Raw genomic sequence first — 22,857 nt, forward strand, 5'->3', positions numbered from 1 at the left:
CGCCACCGGCCGGGTTGTGCTGTGGCAGCAGGATCCCGCCCCTGGTGGGCGGGTGAGTCAGTTCAGGCGCCGGGTCGGCGTACCGCCTCTTCGACCAGATCGAGGACCGGGCCGAGGTCGCCTGCCGGCCTGGCCATCGCGAGCTGCAGCACGAGGCCGTCGTACGCCAGTTCCAGGAACCGGGCCAACGTTTCGATCGGTACGTCGTCCCGCAGCACACCGGCGTCCCGCTGCCTCGCCAGCCGTTCCCGGGTCGCCTCGGCGAGGCTCGCCGAGCGTTCGGCCCAGCGGCGGGCGAAGGCGGGGTCGGTGCGCAGTCGGCGGGACACCTCCAGTTGGCTGCCGAGCCAACCGGTGGTCTCCGGAGAGGTGGCGTCGTCGACCAGGTCGCGCATCACCTGGACGAGGCCGTTGCGGGCGACCGTCTCGACCATCGCGGCGGCGTCGTCCTCGGCGACGGCGAGGAAGAGCGAGTCCTTGTCGCGGAAGTGGTGGAAGATGGCGCCCCGGGAGAGGCCGGTGGCCTCCTCGAGCCGACGTACGGTGGCACCTTCGTAGCCGTGCCGGGCGAAGCAGGCCCGCGCCGCTCCGAGGATCTCCTGACGTCGGGCGTCGAGCTGGTCCTGGCTTACCCTGGGCACCAGTAGATCGTGCCAGGCCCGGGCACGCTATGCAATCCGTACGTACGTCTTGGGTTACCGTGGCCTCGGGTGACTATCATCGCCGCCGTGCCGTACCCCACACCCGCCGCACCGCTCGACGTCGCCGCCGTCCAGGCCGAGCCCGTCCCGGGCGATGTCGCCGGCAACGCCCACACCGCGGCCCGGCTGGTCGGGCGGGCCGCCGGGGCGGGCGCCCGGCTGGTCGTACTCCCGGAGCTGTTCCTGCCGGCGTACCACCCGCCGACCCTGGCCGCCGACCCGGCCGGCACCGACGTCGTCGCCGACGACGGCGGCGAGGTCGCCGATGCCCGGCTCGACCCGCTGCGCGCGGCGGCCCGCAGTCACCGTGCCGTGGTGGTGATCGGTGCCGCGGTACGGCATCCGGACGGCCGCCGGACGTGTTCCGCGTTGGTGGCGGACCGGACCGGCCGGATCTCCGCCGGGTACGCCAAGCAGCAGCTCTGGGGTCCGGACGAGAACACCCTGTTCACCCCGGGGGACCGGGGCGCGACCCTGGTGGTCGACGGATGGCGGCTCGGGCTCGGGGTCTGTTACGACGGGTGTTTCCCGGAGCACGGGCGGGCGGCGGCGGCCGACGGCGCGCACGGTTACCTCTGTCCGAGCGGCTACCTGATCGGCTCGGAGCACCGCCGCGACCTCTACTACCGGGCCCGGGCCCTGGACAACACCATGTACGTCGTCTTCGCCAATGCCGTCGGCGGGACGGCGCCGTGGCGGTTCAACGGTGGGGCCGCGATTTACGACCCGGAGGGGCGACCGGTGGATCGGGCCGCCGACCGGGGCGAGGCGGTGGTGGTCGGCCGACTCGACCCGGACGACCTGATCCGGGTCCGGGACGCGCACCGGATGCTCGTCGACCGGCGCTCTGACCAGGGCGCGGTACGGGACCTGTTGACCGGCTGACCACGTACCGTTTATTCGGGCAACCCGGTTGTTTACATGCTGGGACTGTTGCCCGACGGGGTGTGTCCCGTACTGTTCGCGAGTGCCGCTGTTGCTCCTCGATCTGGACAACACCCTGCTTGATCGGGCCGGCCCGTTCCGACGTTGGGCGGAGGGCTTCCTGGCCGAGATCGGGGCACCGGAGAGCGACGTCGAATGGTTACTCTCGGTGGATGCGGACGGGTTGACCAACCGCTGGGACGTGGCTGACGCGATCCGGGAGCGGTACGCGCTCAGGATCCCGTCGATCGACCTGGTCGAGGCGCTGCACGACGGGGTGGTGGAGAACACCCGGCTGGATCCGCTGATCGCGTGCGCGCTGCGGATCGCCGACGACGCCGGCTGGGTGCCGGTGGCGATCAGCAACGGCACCACCCGGCAGCAGGAACGCAAGATCAGGGAGACCGGTCTGGACCGCTACCTCGCGGACTGGGTGATCTCCGAGGAGGCCGGGGTGAGCAAGCCGAACCCCCGGATCTTCGCGCTCGCCGCCGAACGGGTCCGGATGCGGTTGCGCGGTGCCTGGATGGTCGGTGACAGCCCGGAGGCGGACATCGGCGGCGCCGCGGCGGTGGGTCTGCCCAGTGTCTGGCTGCACCGGGGCCGCCGCTGGATGGAGCGTCGGTACGCACCGACCCGGACCGCCGACGGGCTGATCCCGGCCCTCGCCACGGTCCTCGCCGGCTGATCGATCCCGGCCGTCGACGGCTGATTCCGGTCCTGGTCAGGGTCCTCGTCGGTGGATCCCAACCCGCGTCCGGTAATTCCGTTGACGAACGCCCGGCGGGCGACAACCATGTCTCGCGTCGGACAAGTGCCCGGGTCACCCATCCCGGCCGAGTGGAGGGAGGAGAGAGCGAAATGACTGTCGTTGTCGTGCGCTTCCGCCTGCCTTCTTCCATCTCGACCGAGGGATTCCCGCTGTGCCCGTACATGATTTCGACGACGATCACGCCGCCTACGCCCGTCGTGGCGGTGGCCGCTCCGGCGGCGGTCGACGCGCCCGGCGCTTCGACGACGACGAACCACTTCTGCTGAAACGGACGGGGCCCGCTCCGACGGCCGCCGTCGACCCCGATCTGGACCGGCCCGACGACGGCGCCCGGTGGTCCAGCTGGGACCAGGCGGTGCACGGACCGGCGCCGCACCCGGACTGGCTGGTCACCGAACTGGCCGCCACCGACACCGAGCTGGGTGTGCTCAAGACCGGCAAGGAAGCGGACGTGCACCTGGTCCGGCGGGGGATTCCGGACACCGACCGGAGCTGCCTGCTGGCGGTCAAGCGCTACCGGGAGCCCGAGCACCGGCTCTTCCACCGGGACGCCGGTTACCTGGAGGGACGCCGGGTGCGACGGTCCCGGGAGAACCGGGCGATGGAGGGGCGGACCGCGTTCGGTCGGAAGATGATCGCCGGGCAGTGGGCGGCGGCCGAGTTCGCCGCGCTCTCCCAGCTCTGGGAACTCGGCAACAAGCTGGGCAGCATCGCGGTGCCGTACCCGGTCCAGCTGCTCGGCACCGAACTGATGCTGGAGTTCGTCGGGGACGCCGACGAGGGACGGGCGGCACCCCGGCTGGCGGCGCTGCGCCCCGACCCCGACCTGCTGCGGCGGCTCTGGGACCAGCTCGTCGACGCGCTGGTCGTACTGGCCCGGGCCGGGCTGGCGCACGGCGACCTGTCGCCGTACAACCTGCTAATGCACGGGGAGCGGTTGGTGCTGATCGACCTGCCACAGGTGGTCGACGTGGTGGCCAACCCGACCGGACGGGACTTCCTGGCCCGGGACGTACGGGTGGTGTCGACCTGGTTCGCGGCGCGGGGCCTGCCGGCCGACCTGGTCGATCCGGCGGCGCTGACCGCGGTGCTGCTCCGCGAGGCGGGGCTGCGCTGACCGACGCTACTGGAGGTACTTCTCCACCTCGTTGACGCTGCGCGTCCCGGTGGTGTCCGGATCACCACCGGCCTGCCGGGCGGCGCGGCGTCGACGGAGCAGATCCCAGCACTGGTCGAGTGACTCCTCGAGCTCCCGCAGCCGGGTCCGCTCCTCGTCGGAGGTCGCCTCGACCTGCTGCGCGTGGGAGCGCAGCCGGTGCTCCTCGTCGACCAGTTCGTTGATCCGGCTGAGAATCGTCCTGTCGTCCATGCCCAAGATCCTGGCACAGCGTCAGGCCCGTCGCCCACCATCGGCGTACGGCGGCGGGGGCGGGAAGCCGGACGGGGTGCGGCACACCTCGCCGCACATCGACGTGGCTCATCGACATCGGGTCGACGCGGTTTCCTGGGTGACGGTGGAAAGCGCTTTCCTGCTTCGTCGCGTCGAGCGTTCCAGCGGTGGGGCGGCGGTCCGTAGCGGTGGTGCCCACGCGCCGTGTGGGGCGGGGGCACACGCGTTGTCCGTCACCGGATCGCCGTCCCGCTGCCATTTGGTCATTCCAGGGCGACAAGGTTGGTCTTTTGATATGAACTACCAGTCCTGGTGCCGGAAAAGCCCACAGATCGGGCATCTTCGATGCCAGGGGAAGAGCAGCCCTGCCCGCAGGGATCAGACCCCGAACGAAAAGAGCCACCATCATGGACGAAGCGACGCTGCCGACACCGCTGCGGGAGGCCGTGACGGTCACCACGGCAGGGGCCACCGGCGTGGCCCGACTGGTGATCCAGGGCCTGCTCGAACTGGTCCACGACCCGGTCGCCACGGACCGGGCGACCGAGTACCTGATCGCCCGGCTGCCGGGCTACGCCCCGATGTGGCACATCGCCAACGCGGTCCGCTCGGCGGAACCGGCCGAGGCGCTGCGGCGGATCCGGGCGGAACTCGACCACGCGGTGGAGAACACGGTGAAGGCGACCGTCACCTGGGTCGCCGAACAGGACGCACCGGTCACCTTCGCGCCGAGCAGTTCGATCGTCGCCCAGGTACTGACCCAGCTGCCCGCCCGGATCCGTACCGGCGAACCGGTGATCGCGTTGGCCGGCGCCGACGCGATCGGACCGACCACGGTGCTCAACATCCGGGGCACCAGGGAACTGGCCGAGCGGCTGCCGACCCTGGTCGTCACCACCGCGCTCAAGCTCGTCCCCGAACCGGTGTTCGCCCGGCTGGGCGCCCCGGTCTTCGAACACATCCCGCTGGATATGTTCGTCGGCGTGGTGCTCGACGGAGAGGTGCTGCCACCCGCCGAGGTCGGCCGTCGGGCCGCGGAACTGCGTGAGTGATCCGGGACGGTCACCCCGGCGCCGGCAGATCTTCCGGTGGACGCTCGCCGGTGCCGCCAAACTCCGCCACGACGTCGGGATCCTGAACCCGACCGGGTGCACGCCGCTCGCCGAACCGGCGGGCGGTGGGTGCGGCCGGCCGCGGGGAACGGTCCGTCGGTGGCGACAGAGCGTCCCGCCACCCATCGACCCGTAGCTGCCCGGGGTGCCGTGACTGGCCGCCGGGCAGCCGTACCGTCCGCCGGGTGGCCTCAGAGCACCCGGGTCACCCGTTCGTCCCGGGCACGCCGCTGCACGGTCGCGGGATCGAGGTTGGCGCAGAGCACCACGGAGGCGCCGGCGGCCAGCGGCGCCAGCAGCCACTTCACCGGATGTTCGTGCGCGGCCGCGTCGACCAGTACCCGGTCGCCGGGGTGGAGACCGAAGATCTCCGCCATCCCCCGGGCCAACCTGCCCCACTCGGCGTAGCTGGTGCCGTCGACACTGGCCGCGTCGTCCGGGTGGAGCGGCACGTACGGCCGCAGGTTGGCGTCGTGCCCGCGTACCTCGGCGAGGTAGTCCCGGTAGCCGGACGGTGGCTCGGCCAACGGTGCGGCGTCCGGCGCGAAACCCAGCACGAACCGGTGCTCCGCCTCGGGTACGTGGTCGAGCCAGTCGTCGATCCGGCCCAGCGCGGCGTACGTGACGTCGAACGGCTCCTCGACGCCCGGGCCGAGCCGGGGCAGCCCCGCCGTCGCGGTGCCGTGGAAGCTCACCGACACCCCGGCCGACCAGGTGCCGAGCAGTACGGCGGCGGTCTGCCAGTGTGGCGGCAGCAGCACGGCCGCCCGGGAACCGATGCCCAGCCCACAGCCCAGGACCAGCAGGTTCGCCGTCCGGGCGACCCACTCGGCGAGCGCCTCGGCGGAGAGTTCGGTGCGTTCCCCGGTCGCGTCGTCGTAGTAGGTGAGCAGCGGCCGGACCGGGTCCGCCGCCAACGCGGAGACGAGCGGCGCCGGTACCCCGGCCACCCGGGTCGGGTTCTGGCGCACGGTCGGGCCTCCGTCTGCTCGCTCCGCTGGTGTCAGGTCGCGTGGCGGGCCTCGGCAGACCCCGCGACGCACCGACGATACCGGCCGGGCGCCCGATCCGAGCGCGCCGAGACCGGCACGTCGTCGACGGCGCGCCCGGCGCGGACGGCGGTCAGTCGATGGTGAGCACCAGCTTGCCCCGGCCGTGCCGGGTCTCCAGCTCGCGGTGTGCCTCGGCGGCGCGGTCGAGGGGAAGGGTGCGGCGCACGTGGATCCGCAGCCGCCCCTGGTCGTGCAGTGCGACCAGTTCGGCCAACCGCTGGGCGGAGCGGAGGTCGCGGGTGACCCGGATACCCAGCTCCTCGGCCCTGGCGTGCTCGGTCAGGGTCAGGATCCGCTTCCGGTCGGCGACCAGTTCGAGCGAGGCGCGCAGGGCATCGCCGCCGGCGCCGTCCAACGCGGCGTCCACCCCGTGCGGCGCGAGCTGGCGTACCCGGTCGACCAGTCCCGGCCCGTACGCCACCGGGGTCGCGCCGAGCGCACGCAGGTAGTCGTGGTTCTCCGGACGGCCGGTGCCGAGCACGGTCGCGCCGGCCGCCACCGCGAGCTGTACGGCCACCGTGCCGACCCCGCCCGCCGCGGCGTGCACCAGCAGCGTGTCGCCCGCGCCGACGCCCAACTCGTCCAGTGCGATGTGCGCCGTCTGGGCTCCGGCGCTGAAGCCGCCGGCGACCTCCCAGGGCATGGCCGGCGGCTTGGCGGTGACCTGGGTCGCCGGGATCACCAGGTACTCGGCGTACGCGCCGAGGCGGCCGAAGCCGAGCACCTCGGCGCCGACCACGAGGTCGGTGACGTCCGGTCCGAGCTTGTCGACGACTCCGGCGAACTCGTTGCCGGGCACCGTCGGCAGCGCCGGGGAGAGCCCGGGTGGGAGCCAGCCGGCCCGGATCGCGGCGTCGTACGGCTGGACGCCCGCCGCCCGGACCCTGACCCGGATCTCGCCGCTTCCCGGTTCGGGATCGGGCAGTTCCAACAGCCGGAGTACCTCTGGTCCGCCGTGTTCGGTGAAACCCGCTACGCGCATCCGTGGATCCTCTCCCTGGTCGGTTCGGGCACGAGTCTGTTCCCTCGACCATGGTTGAGGTCAACCGTCGGTGGCGCACCACCGCGACGGGCCGGGGTCCGGTCCGCCGCGTGTGGCGAACCGGACCCCGGCCCGGTTGGTGTGGTGCCGGAACTCAGTTGGTCAGCATCTTGCGCAGCACGTACTGCAGGATGCCGCCGTGCCGGTAGTAGTCGGCCTCACCGGGGGTGTCGATCCGGACCACCGCGTCGAACTCGACGCCGGTGTCCGTGGTCACCCGGACGGTGCGCGGGATCTGACCGTCGTTCAGCGCGGTCACGCCGGTGATCGAGAACGTCTCGGTGCCGGTCAGTCCGAGTGACGCCGCGTCGGTGTCGGCCGGGAACTGCAGCGGCAGCACGCCCATCCCGATCAGGTTCGACCGGTGGATCCGCTCGTACGACTGGGCGATCACCGCCCGGACACCGAGCAGCATGGTGCCCTTGGCGGCCCAGTCCCGGGACGAGCCGGAGCCGTACTCGGTACCGGCCAGGATCACCAGCGGGATGCCGGCCTCCTGGTACGCGACCGAGGCGTCGTAGATCGAGGTCTGCTCCCCGGTCAGGTGGTTGACCGTGAACCCGCCCTCGACCCCGGGCACCAGCTGGTTGCGGAGCCGGATGTTGGCGAAGGTGCCCCGGATCATCACCTCGTGGTTGCCGCGCCGGGAGCCGTACGAGTTGAACTCGTGCCGGGCCACCCCGTGCTCGGCGAGGTACTTGCCGGCCGGCGAGTCGGCCTTGATCGAGCCGGCCGGCGAGATGTGGTCGGTGGTGACCGAGTCGCCGAGCTTGGCCAGCACCCGGGCGCCACTGATGTCGGTGACCGCCGCCGGCTCGCGCTCCATGCCCTCGAAGTACGGGGGCTTGCGCACGTACGTCGACCCACCGTCCCAGGCGAAGGTGTCGCCGGTCGGGGTCGGCAGCGACTGCCACTGCTGGTCACCGGCGAAGACGTCGGCGTACGCCTCCCCGAAGCCGGTGGCGCCGATCGCGGCCGTGATCACTTCCTGGATCTCGCTGGAGTCGGGCCAGATGTCCCGCAGGTAGACGGGCTGCCCGTCGGCGCCGGTGTCGAGCGGCTCGTTGGCCAGGTCGATGTCCATCGTGCCAGCCAGCGCGTACGCCACGACCAGCGGCGGCGAGGCCAGGTAGTTCATCTTGACGTCCGGGTTGATCCGGCCCTCGAAGTTGCGGTTGCCGGAGAGCACCGAGACCACCGACAGGTCGTGCTCGTTGACCGCCGCGGAGACCGCCTCGGGCAGCGGGCCCGAGTTGCCGATGCAGGTGGTGCAGCCGTAGCCGACCAGGTGGAAGCCGAGCTTCTCCAGGTACGGGGTGAGGCCGGCCCGCTCGTAGTAGTCCATGACCACCTTCGAGCCGGGCGCCAGGGTGGTCTTCACCCACGGCTTGCGGGCCAGTCCCCGTTCGACGGCGTTGCGGGCGAGCAGGGCGGCACCGATCATCACCTGCGGGTTCGAGGTGTTGGTGCAGGAGGTGATGGCGGCGATCACCACCGCACCGTGGTCGAGCTCGTACTCGTTGCCGTCGTCGCCGGTGACCCGGACCGGGTTGCTGGCCCGGCCCTTGGCGCCGGTGGCGGCGGAGATCAGCTCGCGGGGCGCGTCGGCCGGGTCGTTGACGTCGTTGGCCGGCGGGTCGCTGGCCGGGAACGACTCCTCGCTCGCCTCGTCGGCCGGGCCGTGCGCGGTGACGCCGTCACCGACGTAGTCGACCAGCGCGGACCGGAACAGCGTCTTGGCGTTGCCCAGCGGCACCCGGTCCTGCGGGCGCTTCGGGCCGGCCAGCGACGGCTCGATGGTGGAAAGGTCGAGCTCGAGCCGCTCGCTGTAGTCGGGCTCGGCCGCCGGGTCGTGCCAGAGGCCCTGCTCCTTGGCGTACGCCTCGACCAGCGCCACCTGCTGCTCGGTGCGGCCGGTCAGCTTGAGGTAGCGGACCGTCTCCTCGTCGATCGGGAAGATCGCGACGGTGGAGCCGTACTCGGGCGACATGTTGCCGATGGTGGCCCGGTTCGCCAGCGGCACCGCGCTGACGCCGGGGCCGTAGAACTCGACGAACTTGCCGACCACCCCGTGCTTGCGCAGCATCTCGGTGATGGTCAGCACCAGGTCGGTGGCGGTGGTGCCGGCCGGCATCTCGCCGTGCAGCTTGAAGCCGACGACCCGGGGGATGAGCATGCTGACCGGCTGGCCGAGCATCGCGGCCTCGGCCTCGATGCCGCCGACGCCCCAGCCGAGCACGCCGAGGCCGTTGACCATCGTGGTGTGCGAGTCGGTGCCGACCACGGTGTCCGGGTACGCCTGCCCGTTGCGCTCCATGATCGTCCGGGCCAGGTACTCGATGTTGACCTGGTGCACGATGCCGGTGCCGGGCGGCACGACCTTGAACTCGTTGAACGCGGTCTGGCCCCAGCGGAGGAACTGGTAACGCTCCCTGTTGCGGCTGTACTCCAGCTCCACGTTGCGGGCGAAGGCGTCCTCGCGACCGAAGAGGTCGGCGATGACCGAGTGGTCGATGACCAGCTCGGCCGGGGCGAGCGGGTTGACCTTGGTCGGGTCGCCGCCGAGGTCGCGGACCGCCTCGCGCATGGTGGCCAGGTCGACCACGCAGGGCACGCCGGTGAAGTCCTGCATCAGCACCCGGGCCGGGGTGAACTGGATCTCCACGCTGGGGTCGGCGGTCGGCTCCCAGGCGCCGAGCTGCCGGATGTGGTCGGCGGTGATGTTCGCGCCGTCCTCGGTCCGGAGCAGGTTCTCCAGCAGGATCTTGAGGCTGTACGGCAGGCGTTCGTGCCCGGCCACCGTGCTGATCTTGAAAATCTCGTAGCTCGCGTCTGCGACGCGCAGCTGGCTCTTCGCACCGAAGGTGTCGAGGCTCGCCACGTCGTACTCCTTCACGCTGTCTTCGTCCCGGCCGACACCGGCCAACCCGGGGGTCCGCCCGGCCGGGCCCGCGCGACCGGCGGGCGAGGCGGACGGTCCTTGACCAGAGTCTTTCCTACCCACTTCCGGCCGGCCCGGGTCAGGTAACCCTTACCAAAGTGTCGCTGTAATAAAACCGTACGTCCGTCTTGCTATTCGCGCAAGCCTTGGCCCACGGTGATGGCGAACGCGCCGGGGTGGAAAGACTCCGGGCTACCGGTCGAGGCGGTGCGGCGGGTGCTGGCCGAGGCGGCGGATGTCGTCTAGTCGGCGGTGGACGGTGGCGTCAGGGCCTGGGCGTGCCGCTCCCGGAGCCGCTCCCGGATCTGCTCCGGGGTGTACGCCCGGCGCCGCCGCTCGGCCCTGGCCAGCACCACCCCGGTCGCCGCGACCCCGACGAAGCCCGCCACACCGATTACCTTCCACCAGCGCATCCGCCTAGGGTAGTCGCCGGGCCCACAGGGCGGTGGGCGTGCCGAGGTGTCGTACCGAGGTGGGGGCAGTGGGCGAGCAGAGCAGCGAACTCAGCCTCGACGAGGCGGTCGAGCTGACCCGTACCGGCGACGTGTGGGTCTTCCGGGGCCGGACCGTGCCGGATCGGGCGATCCAGTTGACCACGAACAGTCCGGTCAACCATGTCGGAATGTCTGTGGTCCTCGAGGATCTGCCGCCGCTAATGTGGCACGCCGAGCTCGGCCGATCATTGCCGGACATGTGGTCGGGCAGCCATCAGCGGGGCGTGCAACTGCACGACCTACGGGATGCGGTCCGGGTCTGGGCTGTCCGGTACGGTCAGCGGGCCTGGCTCCGCCAACTCGAGCCGCCGGCCGATCACGAGATGGAGAACGGGGTGCTGCGTACCATCGCCCGCCTGGACGGCACGCCCTTCCCGTCCACCGCCCAGCTCGCCTGGCGGTGGGTCCGGGGTCGCGTTCCCGGGGGCGGAAAGCGGGCCCGGGATGTCGCGCTGGAGACGGCGTACTGCGCCGAGGTGGTGGCCATCACCTACCAGGCGATGGGCCTGCTGCCGGCCGGTCGGCGGGTGAACTGGTACGACCCCGGCCGGTTCTGGAGCGGCGACGAGCTGGAGCTGTCGCACGGCGCACGGCTCGGTGACGAGATCTCGGTCCGGGTCCCGCTCCGGTGAACGCGCCCGAACCGTCCCGCTGGCGACTGCTCGCCGCGGCGCCCTGGATCGTCGTCATGGCCGGCGTGCTGGTGATGATCGTGCTGTTCGTCGCCGCCACCGGCTACCTCGCCGGCGACCGGCGTCCGGCCAGTGCCCCCGAGCCGGTCTTCCCGTTCGTGCCCGGCAACACGCCCACCCCGGAGATCACCGTCGAGGCGTCCGGAAGTCCGAGCCCGTCGGCCGGACCGACCAGCCGGTCGCCGGTGGCGACCGCCCGCCCGACCAGCCCCGGTGCGACGCCGTCCCGTCCGGGGCAGCCCCGTCCCACCACACCGGCCGGACGCCCGTCGACCAGTGCGCCACCGAACCCCCCTCCCGCCCAGCCGACCGGGCTCACCGCCCGCTACCGGGTGACGAACGACTGGCGGGGCATGTTCATGGCCGAGGTGCGGATCCGCAACGAGGCCAGCTCGCCCCGGTCATGGACGGTCGAGCTGCGCTTCCCGTCCGGGGTGGGGCGACTGCGGGCGTACTGGGTGGACGAGTCGTCACAACCGACGCTGCGTCGGTCCGGGGAGACCTACATCTTCACCGGTGCCCAGCCGGCACCGGCCGGCGGCTCGGTGCCGCTGCGGGTCCAGTTCGAGCACGACGACCGGACAGACCGTCCCGCCCTCTGCACGGTGAACGGTGTGGCCTGCACCTTCGGCTGAGCCACGGGGTGCCGGCAGCGGCCGGACCCGGCCGTCGGTGAGACGTCGATGCTGAGCTGTCCCTCCGAGGTGGTACGCCACCTCGCACCCTCCTCCGAGGTCGGGCGCCGGCGCGTCGCCGCCCAAGGGGTGCCGGGGCGCCGGAGTGGGCCGACCGTCGGGTCAGGCCGGTGACCGGTGTTTCTTGCGCAAGATGGTGGATGCTGCGCGCTGAGGCTGCAAGGTCTTGCATCGACTTTCTGCAAAGGACTACCGTGCGGGCCAGTCCACGCGCAGAGGAAGGCCGTCGATGAAGCCGCTGCCGGTTCCCCGTACCGTCCTGCTCGCGCTCGCCCCGGTCCTGGCACTCACCCTGACCGGCGCTGCCGCTCCTGCGGCGGGTAGCCGGACGGTCGCCGCCCCCGCCGTGACCGGCTCGGCTCCCGTACCCCCGCACCAGGCCGGCGCTCCGCGCTGGTCGCGGGAACCCTCGGTGGCGGAGCTGCTCCACGCCGCGGACGGGACCCGCGCGGCGGAGGACCGGCCGACCACCGACGGCGGCCGGGCCGAGCAGTTCTACTTCGTGCTGCCCGACCGGTTCGCCAACGGCGACCCCGGCAACGACCGGGGTGGACTGATTGGCGACCGGCTCAGCACCGGCCACGACCCGACCGACAAGGGGTTCTACCACGGGGGCGACCTGAAGGGACTGCTCCGGAAGCTCGACTACATCCAGGGACTCGGCACCACCGCGATCTGGCTGGCGCCGGTGTTCAAGAACCGGCCGGTGCAGGGCAGCGGGGCGGACGCCTCGGCCGGCTACCACGGCTACTGGATCACGGACTTCACCCGGGTCGACCCGCACTTCGGCACCAACGACGACCTCAGGGAACTGGTCCGGGAGGCACACCGGCGGGGCATCCGGATCTATCTCGACGTCATCGTCAACCACACCGCCGACGTGATCCGGTACGCCGAGGACCGTTACTCGTACGTGGACAAGGCGACCACGCCGTACCGGGACGCGGCCGGGCGGCCGTTCGAGGACCGGCACCACGCCGACGGCAGCCGACCCTTCCCGCGCGTCGACACCCGCTCGTTCCCGTACACGCCGACCTTCGCCACCGGGGCGGACCGGCGGGTGAAGGTACCGGCCTGGCTGAACGACCCGACGATGTACCACAACCGGGGTGACTCCACGTTCGTCGGCGAGAACAGCGAGTACGGCGACTTCCACGGCCTGGACGACCTCTGGACCGAGCGTCCCGAGGTGGTACGCGGGATGACGGAGATCTTCGCCGACTGGGTCACCGACCTCGGCGTCGACGGCTTCCGACTGGACACCGCGAAGCACGTCAACCTGGACTTCTGGCCGCAGTTCCGGGCCGGCGTCGAGCAGGCCGCGCGACGGGCCGGCAAACCGGACTTCTTCATGTTCGGCGAGGTCTACGACAGCAATCCGGAGGTCGCCTCGACGTACGTCCGCCGGGGTGGACTGCCGGCGACGCTCGACTTCACCTTCCAGGACGCCGCCCGGGGCTACGTCGCCGGCGGCGGCTCGGCCCGCGCCCTCGCCGACGTCTACGCCCGGGACGACCTCTACACCGCCCGGGACACCCACGCCGGCCGGCTCCCCACCTTCCTCGGCAACCACGACCTGGGCCGGATCGGCTCGTTCATCGCCGGCGGCGGCACCGACCCGACCAGCCACCTGCGCCGGGACCAGCTCGCCCACGAGCTGATGTTCCTGACCCGGGGCCAGCCGGTGGTCTACTCCGGCGACGAGCAGGGCTTCACCGGCCCGGGCGGCGACAAGGACGCCCGGCAGGAGATGTTCGCCTCCCGGACCGCCGACTACCTCGACGACGACCTGCTCGGCACCGACCGGACCCACGCCGTCGACCAGTACGACCGAGGCCACCCGGTCTACCGGACGATCGCCGAACTCGGTGCGTTGCGCAAGGCGCACCCGGCCCTGCGCGACGGCCTCCAGATCACCCGGTACGCCGCCGACGGTCCCGGTGTCTTCGCCTTCTCCCGGATCGACCCCACCGAGCGGGTCGAGTACGTCGTCGCCGCCAACAACAGCACCACCCCACAGACGGTCACCGTGGACACCTGGTCGGCCGGCGCGACCTTCGGCGGCGTCCACGGCGGAGGCGACCCGGTCCGGGCCGACGCCGGAGGAAAACTCACCCTGACCGTGCCGGCCCTCGGTACCGTCGCCTACCGGGCCGGAACGCCGGTCGCCCGGCCGGCCGCCGCGCCGACGGTCCGGATCACCTCCCCGGCACCGGATGCCGCCGTACCGGGGCGGGCCGGGGTGACCATGCGGGTCACCGGGGACCCGCTGGCCACGGTCACGGTGGCGGCCAGGGTCGACGGCGGGCACTGGACACTGCTCGGCCAGGCCCGTAACCAGGGCGGCACGGTGCCGTACCGGGTCCACCACGACCTGACCGGGTTGCCGGGCGGCGCCCGGATCGAGTACAAGGCGGTGGTGCGGGACACGGCGGGGCGGACCGCCACGACCAGGTCGACGGCGACCGTGGGCACCCCGCCCCCGGCCGACGCCCGGGACTGGTTGGTGGTCCACTACCAGCGGCCGGCCGGTGGATACGCCGACTGGCGGCTGCACGTCTGGGGCGACGTCGATCCGGCGTACCAGCGGCCGTGGCCGGAGGGCCAGCCGTTCGCGGGGGAGGACTCCTACGGCCGGTTCGCCTGGGTGAAGCTCAAGCCGGGCGCCGCCTCGGTCGGTTTCCTGGTGGTCGACGCCGCCGGCGACAAGGACGTGGCCGTCGACCGGACCGTCGACGTGCGACGTACCGGCGAGGTCTGGCTCAAGCAGGGCGACCCGACGGTGTACCCGTCCCGGCAGGCGGCGACCGGGGAACCGGACCCGCCGGCCGAGGAGGGCACCGCGGTCCTGCACCACCACCGGCCGGACGGCGACTACGACGGTTGGGGGCTGCACGTCTGGGACGGTGCCGCCGATCCCGCCGACTGGTCGGATCCGTTGCCGCCCACCGGCCGGGACGCCTTCGGTCTCACCTTCCGGGTGCCGCTGGCGGCCGGGGCGACCGGACTCAGCTACATCCTGCACCGGGGCGACACCAAGGACCTCCCGGACGACCAGCGGCTCGACTTCGCCAGCGCCGGACGGGAGGTGTGGCTGCTCGCCGCCACCCCGGGTCGGCTGCTGCCGGCGACCGGCAGCGTTGCGCCGGACCTGGACATCGGAAAGCGGCGGGCGCACTGGATCGACCGGTCCACGGTGGCCAAGCCACCGGGCCAGCCGACCGACGGGCGGCGCTACGCCCTGGTCACCGCCCCGGACGGCGGCCTCGCCATCGTCGATGGTGAGCTGACCGGGACGTACACCGAACTGCCGTTGCGGGTCGAGCGCAACGGGCTGACCGAGGCCCAGCGGGCGAGGTTCCCGCACCTGTGGCAGTACACCGCGCTGCGGCTCGACCCGCGCGACCTGGCCTCGGTGCCGGCGGCACTGCGCGGCCAACTGGTGCTGACCGAACGGGACCACACCGGGGCGCTGCTCGGCGCGACCGGGGTGCAGGTCCCGGGCGTGCTGGACGACGCCTATCCGGCGGCGGCCCAGGCCCGGCTCGGCCCGACGTTCGACGGCGGTCGGCCCGGCCTGGCGCTCTGGGCGCCGACCGCCCGCAGCGTGGCGCTGGAACTGTACGACTCGCCGACCGCCACGCCGTCGGAGACGGTGGTGATGCGTCGGGACGACCGGACCGGAGTCTGGTCGGTACGTGGTGACCGGGACTGGCTCGGCCGCTACTACCGGTACCGGGTCGAGGTGTGGCAGCCGGCCGCGCAGCGGATCGTCACCGCCGCCGTCACCGACCCGTACTCGCTGGCGCTGGCGGTCGACTCCACGCACAGCCGGCTCGTCGACCCGGCGGACGCGGCGACCGCGCCGGCCGGCTGGGCGACGCAACGGAAGCCGGTGGCGGTGTCGGCGGGGCGTACCCAGATCCAGGAGGTCTCGGTCCGGGACTTCTCGATCGCGGACGCCTCGGTGCCGGCGGAGCGCCGGGGGACGTACCTGGCGTTCACCGACCCGGCGACCACCGGGATGCGGCACCTGCGCGGCCTGGCCGACGCCGGGGTCACCCACCTGCACCTGCTGCCGACCTTCGACTTCGCGACCATCCCGGAACGCCGGGCCGACCAGGCGGTGCCGGCCTGCGACCTGGCCGCGCTGCCTCCGGATTCCGACCGGCAGCAGGAGTGCGTCGGCGCGGTCCGCGACACCGACGGCTACAACTGGGGGTACGACCCACTGCACTACACCGTCCCGGAGGGCGGGTACGCCGTCGACCCGGACCGTCGGACGACCGAGTTCCGGCAGATGGTCGCCGGGATCAACAACGCCGGGCTGCGGGTGGTGCTGGACGTGGTCTACAACCACACCTCGGCGGCCGGTACCGACCCGAAGTCGGTACTGGACCAGATCGTGCCCGGCTACTACCACCGGCTGCTCGACGACGGCACCCTGGCCACCTCGACCTGCTGCGCCAACACCGCCCCGGAACACATGATGATGGGCAAACTGGTGGTCGACTCGGTCGTCACCTGGGCGAAGGCGTACAAGGTCGACGGCTTCCGGTTCGACCTGATGGGGCATCACCCGAAGGCGAACCTGCTCGCCGTCCGGGCCGCCCTGGACCGGTTGACCCTCGCCCGGGACGGTGTCGACGGCAGCGCGGTCCTGCTCTACGGCGAGGGCTGGGACTTCGGTGAGGTCGCCGGCGACGTCCGGTTCACCCAGGCGACCCAGGCGAACATGGCCGGCACGGGGATCGGCACCTTCAACGACCGGCTCCGGGACGCGGTACGCGGTGGCGGGCCCTTCGACGCCAACCCCCGGCTGCAGGGCTTCGGATCGGGCCTGTTCACCGACCCGAACGGCGACCCGGTCAACGGCGACGTCGAGCAGCAGCGGGCGCGGCTGCTGCACCAGCAGGACCAGATCAAGGTCGGGCTGGTCGGCAATCTCGCCGGCTACCGGTTCGTGGCGTCCTCCGGCGAGACGGTGACCGGGTCGGACGTCGACTACAACGGCGCGCCGGCCGGCTACACGGCCGCGCCGGGGGAGGCGGTCAGCTACGTCGACGCGCACGACAACGAGATCCTGTACGACGCGTTGGCGTACAAGCTGCCGGCCGGGACGTCGGCGGAGGACCGGGCCCGGATGCAGGTGCTCTCGCTCGGCACGGCGGTGCTGGGCCAGGGGACCGGTTTCGTGACGGCGGGCAGCGAGCGGCTCCGCTCGAAGTCGCTGGACCGGAACTCGTACAACAGCGGGGACTGGTTCAACCAGATCCGCTGGGACTGTACGCAGGGCAACGGGTTCGGCGTCGGTCTGCCGCCGGCCGCCGACAACCAGGACAAGTGGCCGTACGCCCGCCCGCTGCTCGCCGACCCGGGACTCGTACCGGACTGCGCGGCGGTGGAGCTGGCCGACGCCCGCTACCGGGAACTGCTCCGGATCCGGGCCTCGTCGCCGGTCTTCGGGCTGGCCGACGCGGCGCAGGTGCAGCGTCGGGTGTCGTTCCCGCTGTCGGGGGTGGGGGAGACGCCGGGGGTGATCACGATGCGGCTCGACGGGGCCGGGCTGGACCGGCGGTGGCGCTCGGTGACCGTGGTCTTCAACGCCACCCCGACGGCCGCGACCCAGACCGTGCCGGGGCTGCGGGCAGCGGAGGTGCTCCTGCATCCGGTGCTGCGCGAATCGGCCGACCCGGTGCTCCGGACCGCCTCCTTCGACCGGGCCACCGGTACGTTCACCGTCCCGCCCCGCAGCATCGCGGTGTACGTCGAGCCTCGGTGAACCGCGATGCCGCGGTCGTGGTGAGAAGCGGTCAGAATCTGGCCGCTTCTCCTGCGAGAGTTGTCGGGTGCCAGTGACCGACAACGCCCGCAGGGCCGGTACGCCCGGCCGCGACCGTGCCTCCCGGACCCTCCGGTCGGGCGGCACCACCACGACGACGGTGCTCGACACCCGGGCGCTCAACCGGGCGACCCTCGCCCGGCAACTGCTGCTCGACCGCGCCGACGTACCCGTGCGCGACGCCGTCGCGCACCTGTGCGGCCTGCAGGCGCAGGAACCGCAGGAACCGTTCGTCGGCCTCTGGTCGCGGCTGCGCGGGTTCGACCCGCGGGCGCTCTCCGACCTGCTGACCCGGCGGAGCGTGGTGCGGGTCCACCTGATGCGCCGTACCGTCCACCTCGTCACCGCCGACGACCTCCTCGCCTGGCGGGCCCGCCACGACAGCATGCTGCGCCAGCGGGTGCTCGGCACCTACCGCCAGGAACTCGCCGGGGTGGACCTCGACGAACTCGCGGCGGCGGGCCGGGCGGTGATGACCGACAACCAGCCACGCTCGATGCCCGAACTCGCCCGGGAGTTGGCCGAGCGCTGGCCGGCGCCCGGACCTCGCGCCCTGGGCGAGATGCTGCTCGCCGCGCTGATCCCGGTCGTGCAACTCCCGCCGCGCGGACTGTGGCGGACGAAGGCCGGAGTGAAGAACGCGCTGGTCTCCTCGTGGCTGGGGCGGGAGGTCGACCCGGCTGCCCCGGACGGTTCCGACCCGGTCGGCGCGGCACTGGCGCGGCGCTACCTGGCCGCGTTCGGGCCCGCCTCCGTGGCCGACCTGCGCGCCTGGTCCGGCCTTGCCGGACTGCCGGCGGCGGTGGCCGCGATCCGCGCGGAACTGGTGAGCTTCCGCGACGAGCAGGGCCGCGAGCTGCTCGACCTGCCCGACGCGCCGCGCCCCGACCCCGACACACCCGCCCCGGTACGGTTCCTGCCGGCGTTCGACAACACGATCCTCGGCTACCACGACCGGAGCCGGATCATCGACGACGCCCACCGGGGCCTGTCGGTTGCCAGCGCCCGGGTTGTCCTGGTCGACGGCCGGGTCTCCGCGACCTGGACCGTCGAGGCCGGCACGGTGACCGTCATGCCGCTGCGCCGCCTCTGCCGGACCGACCAGGAGAGCGTGGCCGAGCAGGCGGAGGCCCTGGCGTCGTTCCTCTCCGACGGCGACAGTCGGCGGGTACGGATCGGCGCGTTCCCGGACTGAGCCGGGTCAGTCCGCGACTCCGTACGCCCGCAGGAAGGCCCGCACCCCCGCGGCCGTGATCCGATCGGTCTCTTCCGGTGCCAGCGGAGCGACGCCCCAGTAGGAGCGGTGCACGATGTCTGTCGAGATCAGGACCATGAAGTGGGTCCCGGCCTGGCGCGGATCGCCGTGTACGTCGAGCAGGCCGTGGTCGGCCAGCGCGGCCATGACCGCGGCCAACTCGCGGGCGACGGCGCGCGGCCCGGCCTCCTGCCAGGCGTCGAGTACCTCGGTCGGGACATGCCCGGCCTCCCCGTGGATGTGCCGGACCAGCGAGAAGTGATCACGGAAGTCCGTCATCAGGGCGACCCATGCGCGGGCCAGGGCCAGCAGGTCCCGCTCAAGATCCTCGGGTCGCGGCGGACGCTCCGGATCCAGGTGCTTGCGCAGCCGGGCGAGTTGCTCGTCCCGGACCCGCCCCGCGCTCCACCGCATGACAGAGCGGAACAGCTCCGCCTTCCCGCCGGGGAAGTGGTTGTAGAGCGTACGGGTGGAGGCGCCGGCCTCGGCGGCGATCGTGTCGATGCTGGCCCGGGTGTAGCCGTCCCGCCCGAAGACCTCGCACGCGGCGTGCGCGATCGCCGTCGCCTTGTCTCCGCGTCCCCGCCGTGGCCGGGTCGCACCCGTGTCGTCCCTGGATTCCGTGCTGGTCATCGCCACCGCTCCTGAGTGCCGTCCGTCACAGTACAACGACGGTTGTAATCTCTACAACGATCGTTGTAGTTTACCGGACGCGTCACGAACCGCACCGAGGCCGCGAGGAATCGAGGGACAGCCATGCCCGACCCCACCCGAACCATCGACCCGGCAACGGCCGAGGACGCCGCACTCCGGGTCGCCGTCATCGTCGGCAGCGCTCGCGGCGGCCGCGTCGGCCCGTCCGTCGCCGAATGGTTCACCCGCCATGTCGGCGGCCGCACCGACATCGAGCTCGACGTCATCGACGTCGCCGACCTGGCCCTCCCGGTGGCCATGCCCGGCTGGGACGGCCTGCCCGCGCCCGCGCCGGCGATCCAGGTCGCCATCGCCGACGTCAGCTCCCGGCTGGCCGCCGCCGAGGCATTCGTCGTCGTCACCCCCGAGTACAACCACAGCTTCCCGGCCGCCCTGAAGAACCTCATCGACTGGCACTACGTCCAGTGGCAGGCCAAGCCGGTCGGCTTTGTCTCGTACGGAGGGCTGGGCGGCGGTCTCCGGGCGGTCGAGCAGCTACGGCTGGTCTTCGCCGAACTGCACGCCATGACGGTGCGCGACTCGGTCAGCCTGCACGGGCCCTGGTCGGCGCTGGGGGAGGACGGCACTCCACAGGACGCGTCGGTGTGCGAGGGGGCCGCGAAGGGCATGGTCGACCAGTTCGTGTGGTGGGGGCGTGCACTGCGTACCGCTCGCGCGAAGCGCTCGTACGGCGAGTGAGGGTCGTGTCTGGCATCGCGGGCCTCACCGGAGCCGGCGGCTCCACCGGGAAGAGCGGTCTGGCCCGGACCAACGGCTCCACCGCCCACCGCGCCAGCGGAGCCTCCCGGGACCTGGCCAGGGTGCTCACCGTCGTCGTGATCGGCTCGATCATGGCCGTACTGGACGTCACGATCGTCAACGTCGCGCTGCACCCGCTGGCGGTGGTGTTCGACGCGCCGCTCGCCACCGTCCAATGGGTCGCCACCGGGTACACCCTCGCCCTGGCCGCCGTGATCCCGGCGGCCGCCTGGGCCATGTCGCGCTTCGGTGCGAAACGGACCTACCTGACCGCCATAACCCTGTTCACCACCGGCTCCGGACTGGCCGCGCTGTCCTGGAACATCGAGACGCTGGTGCTGTTCCGGATCGTGCAGGGGCTCGGCGGCGGCCTGTTGGTGCCGGTCGGCATGGCGATGGTCATCCGGGCCGCCGACCGGAAACGGATGGGCAGGGCGATGGCCCTGCTCGGCATCCCGGTGCTGATCGGCCCGGTGAGCGGACCGATCCTGGGTGGCTGGCTCGTCGACACCGCGTCCTGGCACTGGATCTTCCTGGTCAACCTGCCCGTCGGCGCGCTGGCGCTGGCACTCGCGGCGCGGCTGCTCCGGCAGGACGAGCCGCAGCCGGTCCGCCGGTTGGACCTGCTGGGCCTGCTGACCCTGTCCCCGGGACTGGCCCTGCTGATCTACGGACTGTCCACCGGCGGCGAACGCGGCGACCTCAGCACACCGCAGTCGCTGCTGCCCACCGTTGCCGGACTGCTGCTGACCATAGCGTTCGTCGCCCGCGGCCTGGCCGCCCGCGCCCCGCTGCTGCGGTTGCGCCTGCTGCGCAACCGGTCCTTCGCCGCCGGTTTCAGCGCCATGGTGCTGTTTCCCGCCGGATACTTCGGCTCCATGCTGCTGGCGCCGATGTACTACCAGACGGCACGCGGGCTCGGCGCCACCGAGTCGGGTCTGCTGGGCGTACCCCTGGCCGTCGCCGTCGGCGTCTCGATGCAGATCGCCACCCGCCGGGTCGACCGGGTCTCCCCGCGGCTGATGGTCCTCTCCGGCATCGTGATCGCCGCGTGCGGTCTGTCGCTGTTCGCGGTGCAGGTCGGGCCGGAGACGCCGTACTGGAGGTTGGTGGCGGCGCTGCTGGTGACAGGGGTCGGCGTCGGCATGGTGATGATGCCGGCGAACACGACGGCCACCCGGGAACTGGCCGCCGAGGACGTGCCGTCGGGCAGCACCCTGCTGAACATCGGCTCCCAGGTGGGCGTCTCGATCGGGACGGCACTGCTGTCGGTGGTGCTCGCCTCGAACGCGGCGCGTACCGGGGACGGGCCGCGGTCGGCGCCCGCGTTCCAGCACACCTACTGGTGGGCGGTGACCCTGCTGGCCCTGGCGGCGCTACCGGCGGCGCTGCTGCCGGGCCGACGCGCGGACGCGGCACCGGCGTCGGCCCCGACGACCACCCCGCGCCCACCCGACCCGGCCTGAACCCGTCGCCTCTCCAGAAAGGCACACCCTCCATGTACGCGGTACGACTGCACGAGTTCGGACCCCCCGGAAACCTTCGGTACGAGCGCACCGCCGTACCGGTGCCCGGCCGGGGAGCGGTCCGCGTCGACGTGTGGGCCAGCGGCGTCCACCTCATCGAGACCACGTTGCGGACCGGGCGTGCGGTCGGGCCCCATCCCGCCCCGGTGTTGCCGGTCGTCCTTGGCGGTGAGGTCGCCGGGGTGGTGAACGCGGTCGGGCCGGACGTCGACGACAGCTGGCTGGGCCGCGCGGTGGTGGGCACGCTCGCGTCCCACGGTGGCTACGCCGAGCAGGCGGTGGTCGCGATCGACGCCCTCCACGACCTGCCCGGGCACCTGGACGCCGAGACCGCCGTGGCGATGGTCACCACCGGCGCCACCGCGCTCGGACTGCTCGACATCGCGCAACCCGCCCCCGGGGAGGTCGCCCTGGTCAGCTCGGCGGCCGGTGGCGTCGGCGCCCTGCTCGTGCAGGCCCTACGTCGTCAGGGCACCGTCGTCGTCGGCCTGGCCGGTGGACCGGAGAAGGTCAGGCAGGCCAGGTCGTCGGGGGCCGACATCGCCGTCGACTACCGGAACCGGCACTGGCCGGACGCGGTGCGGACAGCTCTCGGCAGCGGACGGCACGTGGACGTCGTCTTCGACGGTGTCGGTGGGACCTGGGGCCGCCAGGCATTCGACCTGCTCGCCCCCGGCGGCACTTTTGTCCTGCACGGCTGGGCTTCGGGCACCGCCACCCGCCTCACCACCGACGACATCATCGCGCGGGCCGGCACCGTCACCTGGGCACTCGGGCCACAACTGCTGCGGCGGGCCGGCACCATGCACCATCTCCAGGCCCGGGCCATCCGTGCCGCCGCAGACGGCGTACTCACACCGCTGGTCACCCGGTATCCCCTCAGCCGTGCCGGGGACGCGCACGCAGACCTGGAGAATCGGCGTGCGACAGGCAAGGTCATCCTCGTTCCACAGCGGTGAGCCGCCGC

The 22,857-nt window shown here is 72.3% G+C and carries 18 protein-coding genes; 11 read left to right on the plus strand and 7 right to left on the minus strand.

The genetic code is table 11. The features are described 5' to 3' along the window. Nucleotides 1-62: 62 nt before the first annotated feature. Nucleotides 63-641: a TetR/AcrR family transcriptional regulator gene (locus tag V1633_RS00235; RefSeq protein ID WP_331212026.1), complete on the minus strand. Its 579-nt coding sequence runs from the start codon at nt 639-641 to the stop codon at nt 63-65. Between the two features lie 69 nt (nt 642-710). Here V1633_RS00235 and V1633_RS00240 point away from each other — a divergent pair, with 69 nt between their 5' ends. From V1633_RS00240 to V1633_RS00250, 3 genes are all read left to right on the plus strand, one after another. After that, entirely contained in the window at nt 711-1,586 is an 876-nt protein-coding gene (locus V1633_RS00240; protein ID WP_331212027.1) for a carbon-nitrogen hydrolase family protein, read from the plus strand. Nucleotides 1,587-1,668: 82 nt separating this feature from the next. Next, nucleotides 1,669-2,313: an HAD family hydrolase gene (locus V1633_RS00245; RefSeq protein WP_331212028.1), complete on the plus strand. Its 645-nt coding sequence runs from the start codon at nt 1,669-1,671 to the stop codon at nt 2,311-2,313. Between the two features lie 235 nt (nt 2,314-2,548). After that, on the plus strand, nt 2,549-3,514 hold the full coding sequence (locus tag V1633_RS00250) for a serine protein kinase RIO (RefSeq protein WP_407951927.1): 966 nt from the start codon (nt 2,549-2,551) through the stop codon (nt 3,512-3,514). 6 nt (nt 3,515-3,520) lie between these two features. On the opposite strand, the gene V1633_RS00255 is transcribed toward V1633_RS00250, so the two are convergent. After that, nucleotides 3,521-3,766, minus strand: coding sequence for a DUF2630 family protein (locus V1633_RS00255; protein ID WP_331212029.1), 246 nt, complete (start codon nt 3,764-3,766; stop codon nt 3,521-3,523). A gap of 428 nt (nt 3,767-4,194) precedes the next feature. Between V1633_RS00255 and V1633_RS00260 the strand changes: the two genes are divergently transcribed. Beyond that, entirely contained in the window at nt 4,195-4,839 is a 645-nt protein-coding gene (locus tag V1633_RS00260; RefSeq protein WP_331212030.1) for a hypothetical protein, read from the plus strand. A 251-nt stretch (nt 4,840-5,090) separates the two neighbouring features. Here the strand turns inward: V1633_RS00260 and V1633_RS00265 are convergent, their stop codons facing one another. The 4 genes from V1633_RS00265 to V1633_RS00280 all read right to left on the minus strand — a co-directional run bounded on the left by V1633_RS00265 (nt 5,091) and on the right by V1633_RS00280 (nt 10,347). Continuing rightward, nucleotides 5,091-5,870 carry a TIGR03089 family protein gene (locus V1633_RS00265; protein WP_331212031.1) on the minus strand — a complete coding sequence of 260 codons (780 nt, stop codon included), beginning with the start codon at nt 5,868-5,870 and terminating at the stop codon, nt 5,091-5,093. A gap of 151 nt (nt 5,871-6,021) precedes the next feature. Further along, entirely contained in the window at nt 6,022-6,933 is a 912-nt protein-coding gene (locus V1633_RS00270) for an NADP-dependent oxidoreductase (RefSeq protein WP_331212032.1), read from the minus strand. Between the two features lie 154 nt (nt 6,934-7,087). Next, a complete protein-coding gene (locus V1633_RS00275; RefSeq protein ID WP_331212033.1) occupies nt 7,088-9,889 on the minus strand; it encodes an aconitate hydratase in 2,802 nt (933 codons plus the stop codon). A 287-nt stretch (nt 9,890-10,176) separates the two neighbouring features. After that, nucleotides 10,177-10,347 carry a hypothetical protein gene (locus V1633_RS00280; protein WP_331212034.1) on the minus strand — a complete coding sequence of 57 codons (171 nt, stop codon included), beginning with the start codon at nt 10,345-10,347 and terminating at the stop codon, nt 10,177-10,179. A 68-nt stretch (nt 10,348-10,415) separates the two neighbouring features. On the opposite strand from V1633_RS00280, the gene V1633_RS00285 reads away from it, so the two are divergent. The 4 genes from V1633_RS00285 to V1633_RS00300 all read left to right on the plus strand — a co-directional run bounded on the left by V1633_RS00285 (nt 10,416) and on the right by V1633_RS00300 (nt 18,852). Further along, nucleotides 10,416-11,060: a hypothetical protein gene (locus V1633_RS00285; RefSeq protein WP_331212035.1), complete on the plus strand. Its 645-nt coding sequence runs from the start codon at nt 10,416-10,418 to the stop codon at nt 11,058-11,060. Next, nucleotides 11,057-11,755: a cellulose binding domain-containing protein gene (locus tag V1633_RS00290; protein WP_331212036.1), complete on the plus strand. Its 699-nt coding sequence runs from the start codon at nt 11,057-11,059 to the stop codon at nt 11,753-11,755. The genes V1633_RS00285 and V1633_RS00290 overlap by 4 nt, the downstream gene beginning before the upstream one ends. A gap of 289 nt (nt 11,756-12,044) precedes the next feature. Beyond that, on the plus strand, nt 12,045-17,597 hold the full coding sequence (gene pulA, locus V1633_RS00295; protein ID WP_331212037.1) for a pullulanase-type alpha-1,6-glucosidase: 5,553 nt from the start codon (nt 12,045-12,047) through the stop codon (nt 17,595-17,597). A 67-nt stretch (nt 17,598-17,664) separates the two neighbouring features. Further along, nucleotides 17,665-18,852 carry a winged helix DNA-binding domain-containing protein gene (locus V1633_RS00300; protein ID WP_331212038.1) on the plus strand — a complete coding sequence of 396 codons (1,188 nt, stop codon included), beginning with the start codon at nt 17,665-17,667 and terminating at the stop codon, nt 18,850-18,852. 6 nt (nt 18,853-18,858) lie between these two features. Here the strand turns inward: V1633_RS00300 and V1633_RS00305 are convergent, their stop codons facing one another. Further along, nucleotides 18,859-19,545, minus strand: coding sequence for a TetR/AcrR family transcriptional regulator (locus V1633_RS00305; protein ID WP_331212039.1), 687 nt, complete (start codon nt 19,543-19,545; stop codon nt 18,859-18,861). A gap of 123 nt (nt 19,546-19,668) precedes the next feature. On the opposite strand from V1633_RS00305, the gene V1633_RS00310 reads away from it, so the two are divergent. From V1633_RS00310 to V1633_RS00320, 3 genes are read left to right on the plus strand one after another with little or no spacing between them, the layout of a single operon-like run. Then, nucleotides 19,669-20,304, plus strand: coding sequence for an NADPH-dependent FMN reductase (locus V1633_RS00310; RefSeq protein ID WP_331212040.1), 636 nt, complete (start codon nt 19,669-19,671; stop codon nt 20,302-20,304). Between the two features lie 5 nt (nt 20,305-20,309). Beyond that, on the plus strand, nt 20,310-21,830 hold the full coding sequence (locus tag V1633_RS00315) for a DHA2 family efflux MFS transporter permease subunit (RefSeq protein ID WP_331212041.1): 1,521 nt from the start codon (nt 20,310-20,312) through the stop codon (nt 21,828-21,830). 32 nt (nt 21,831-21,862) lie between these two features. Beyond that, entirely contained in the window at nt 21,863-22,849 is a 987-nt protein-coding gene (locus V1633_RS00320; RefSeq protein ID WP_331212042.1) for a zinc-binding dehydrogenase, read from the plus strand. Nucleotides 22,850-22,857: the final 8 nt, after the last annotated feature.

It is taken from the genome of Plantactinospora sonchi (assembly GCF_036422035.1).
GTDB classification, from domain to species: Bacteria; Actinomycetota; Actinomycetes; order Mycobacteriales; family Micromonosporaceae; genus Plantactinospora; species Plantactinospora sonchi.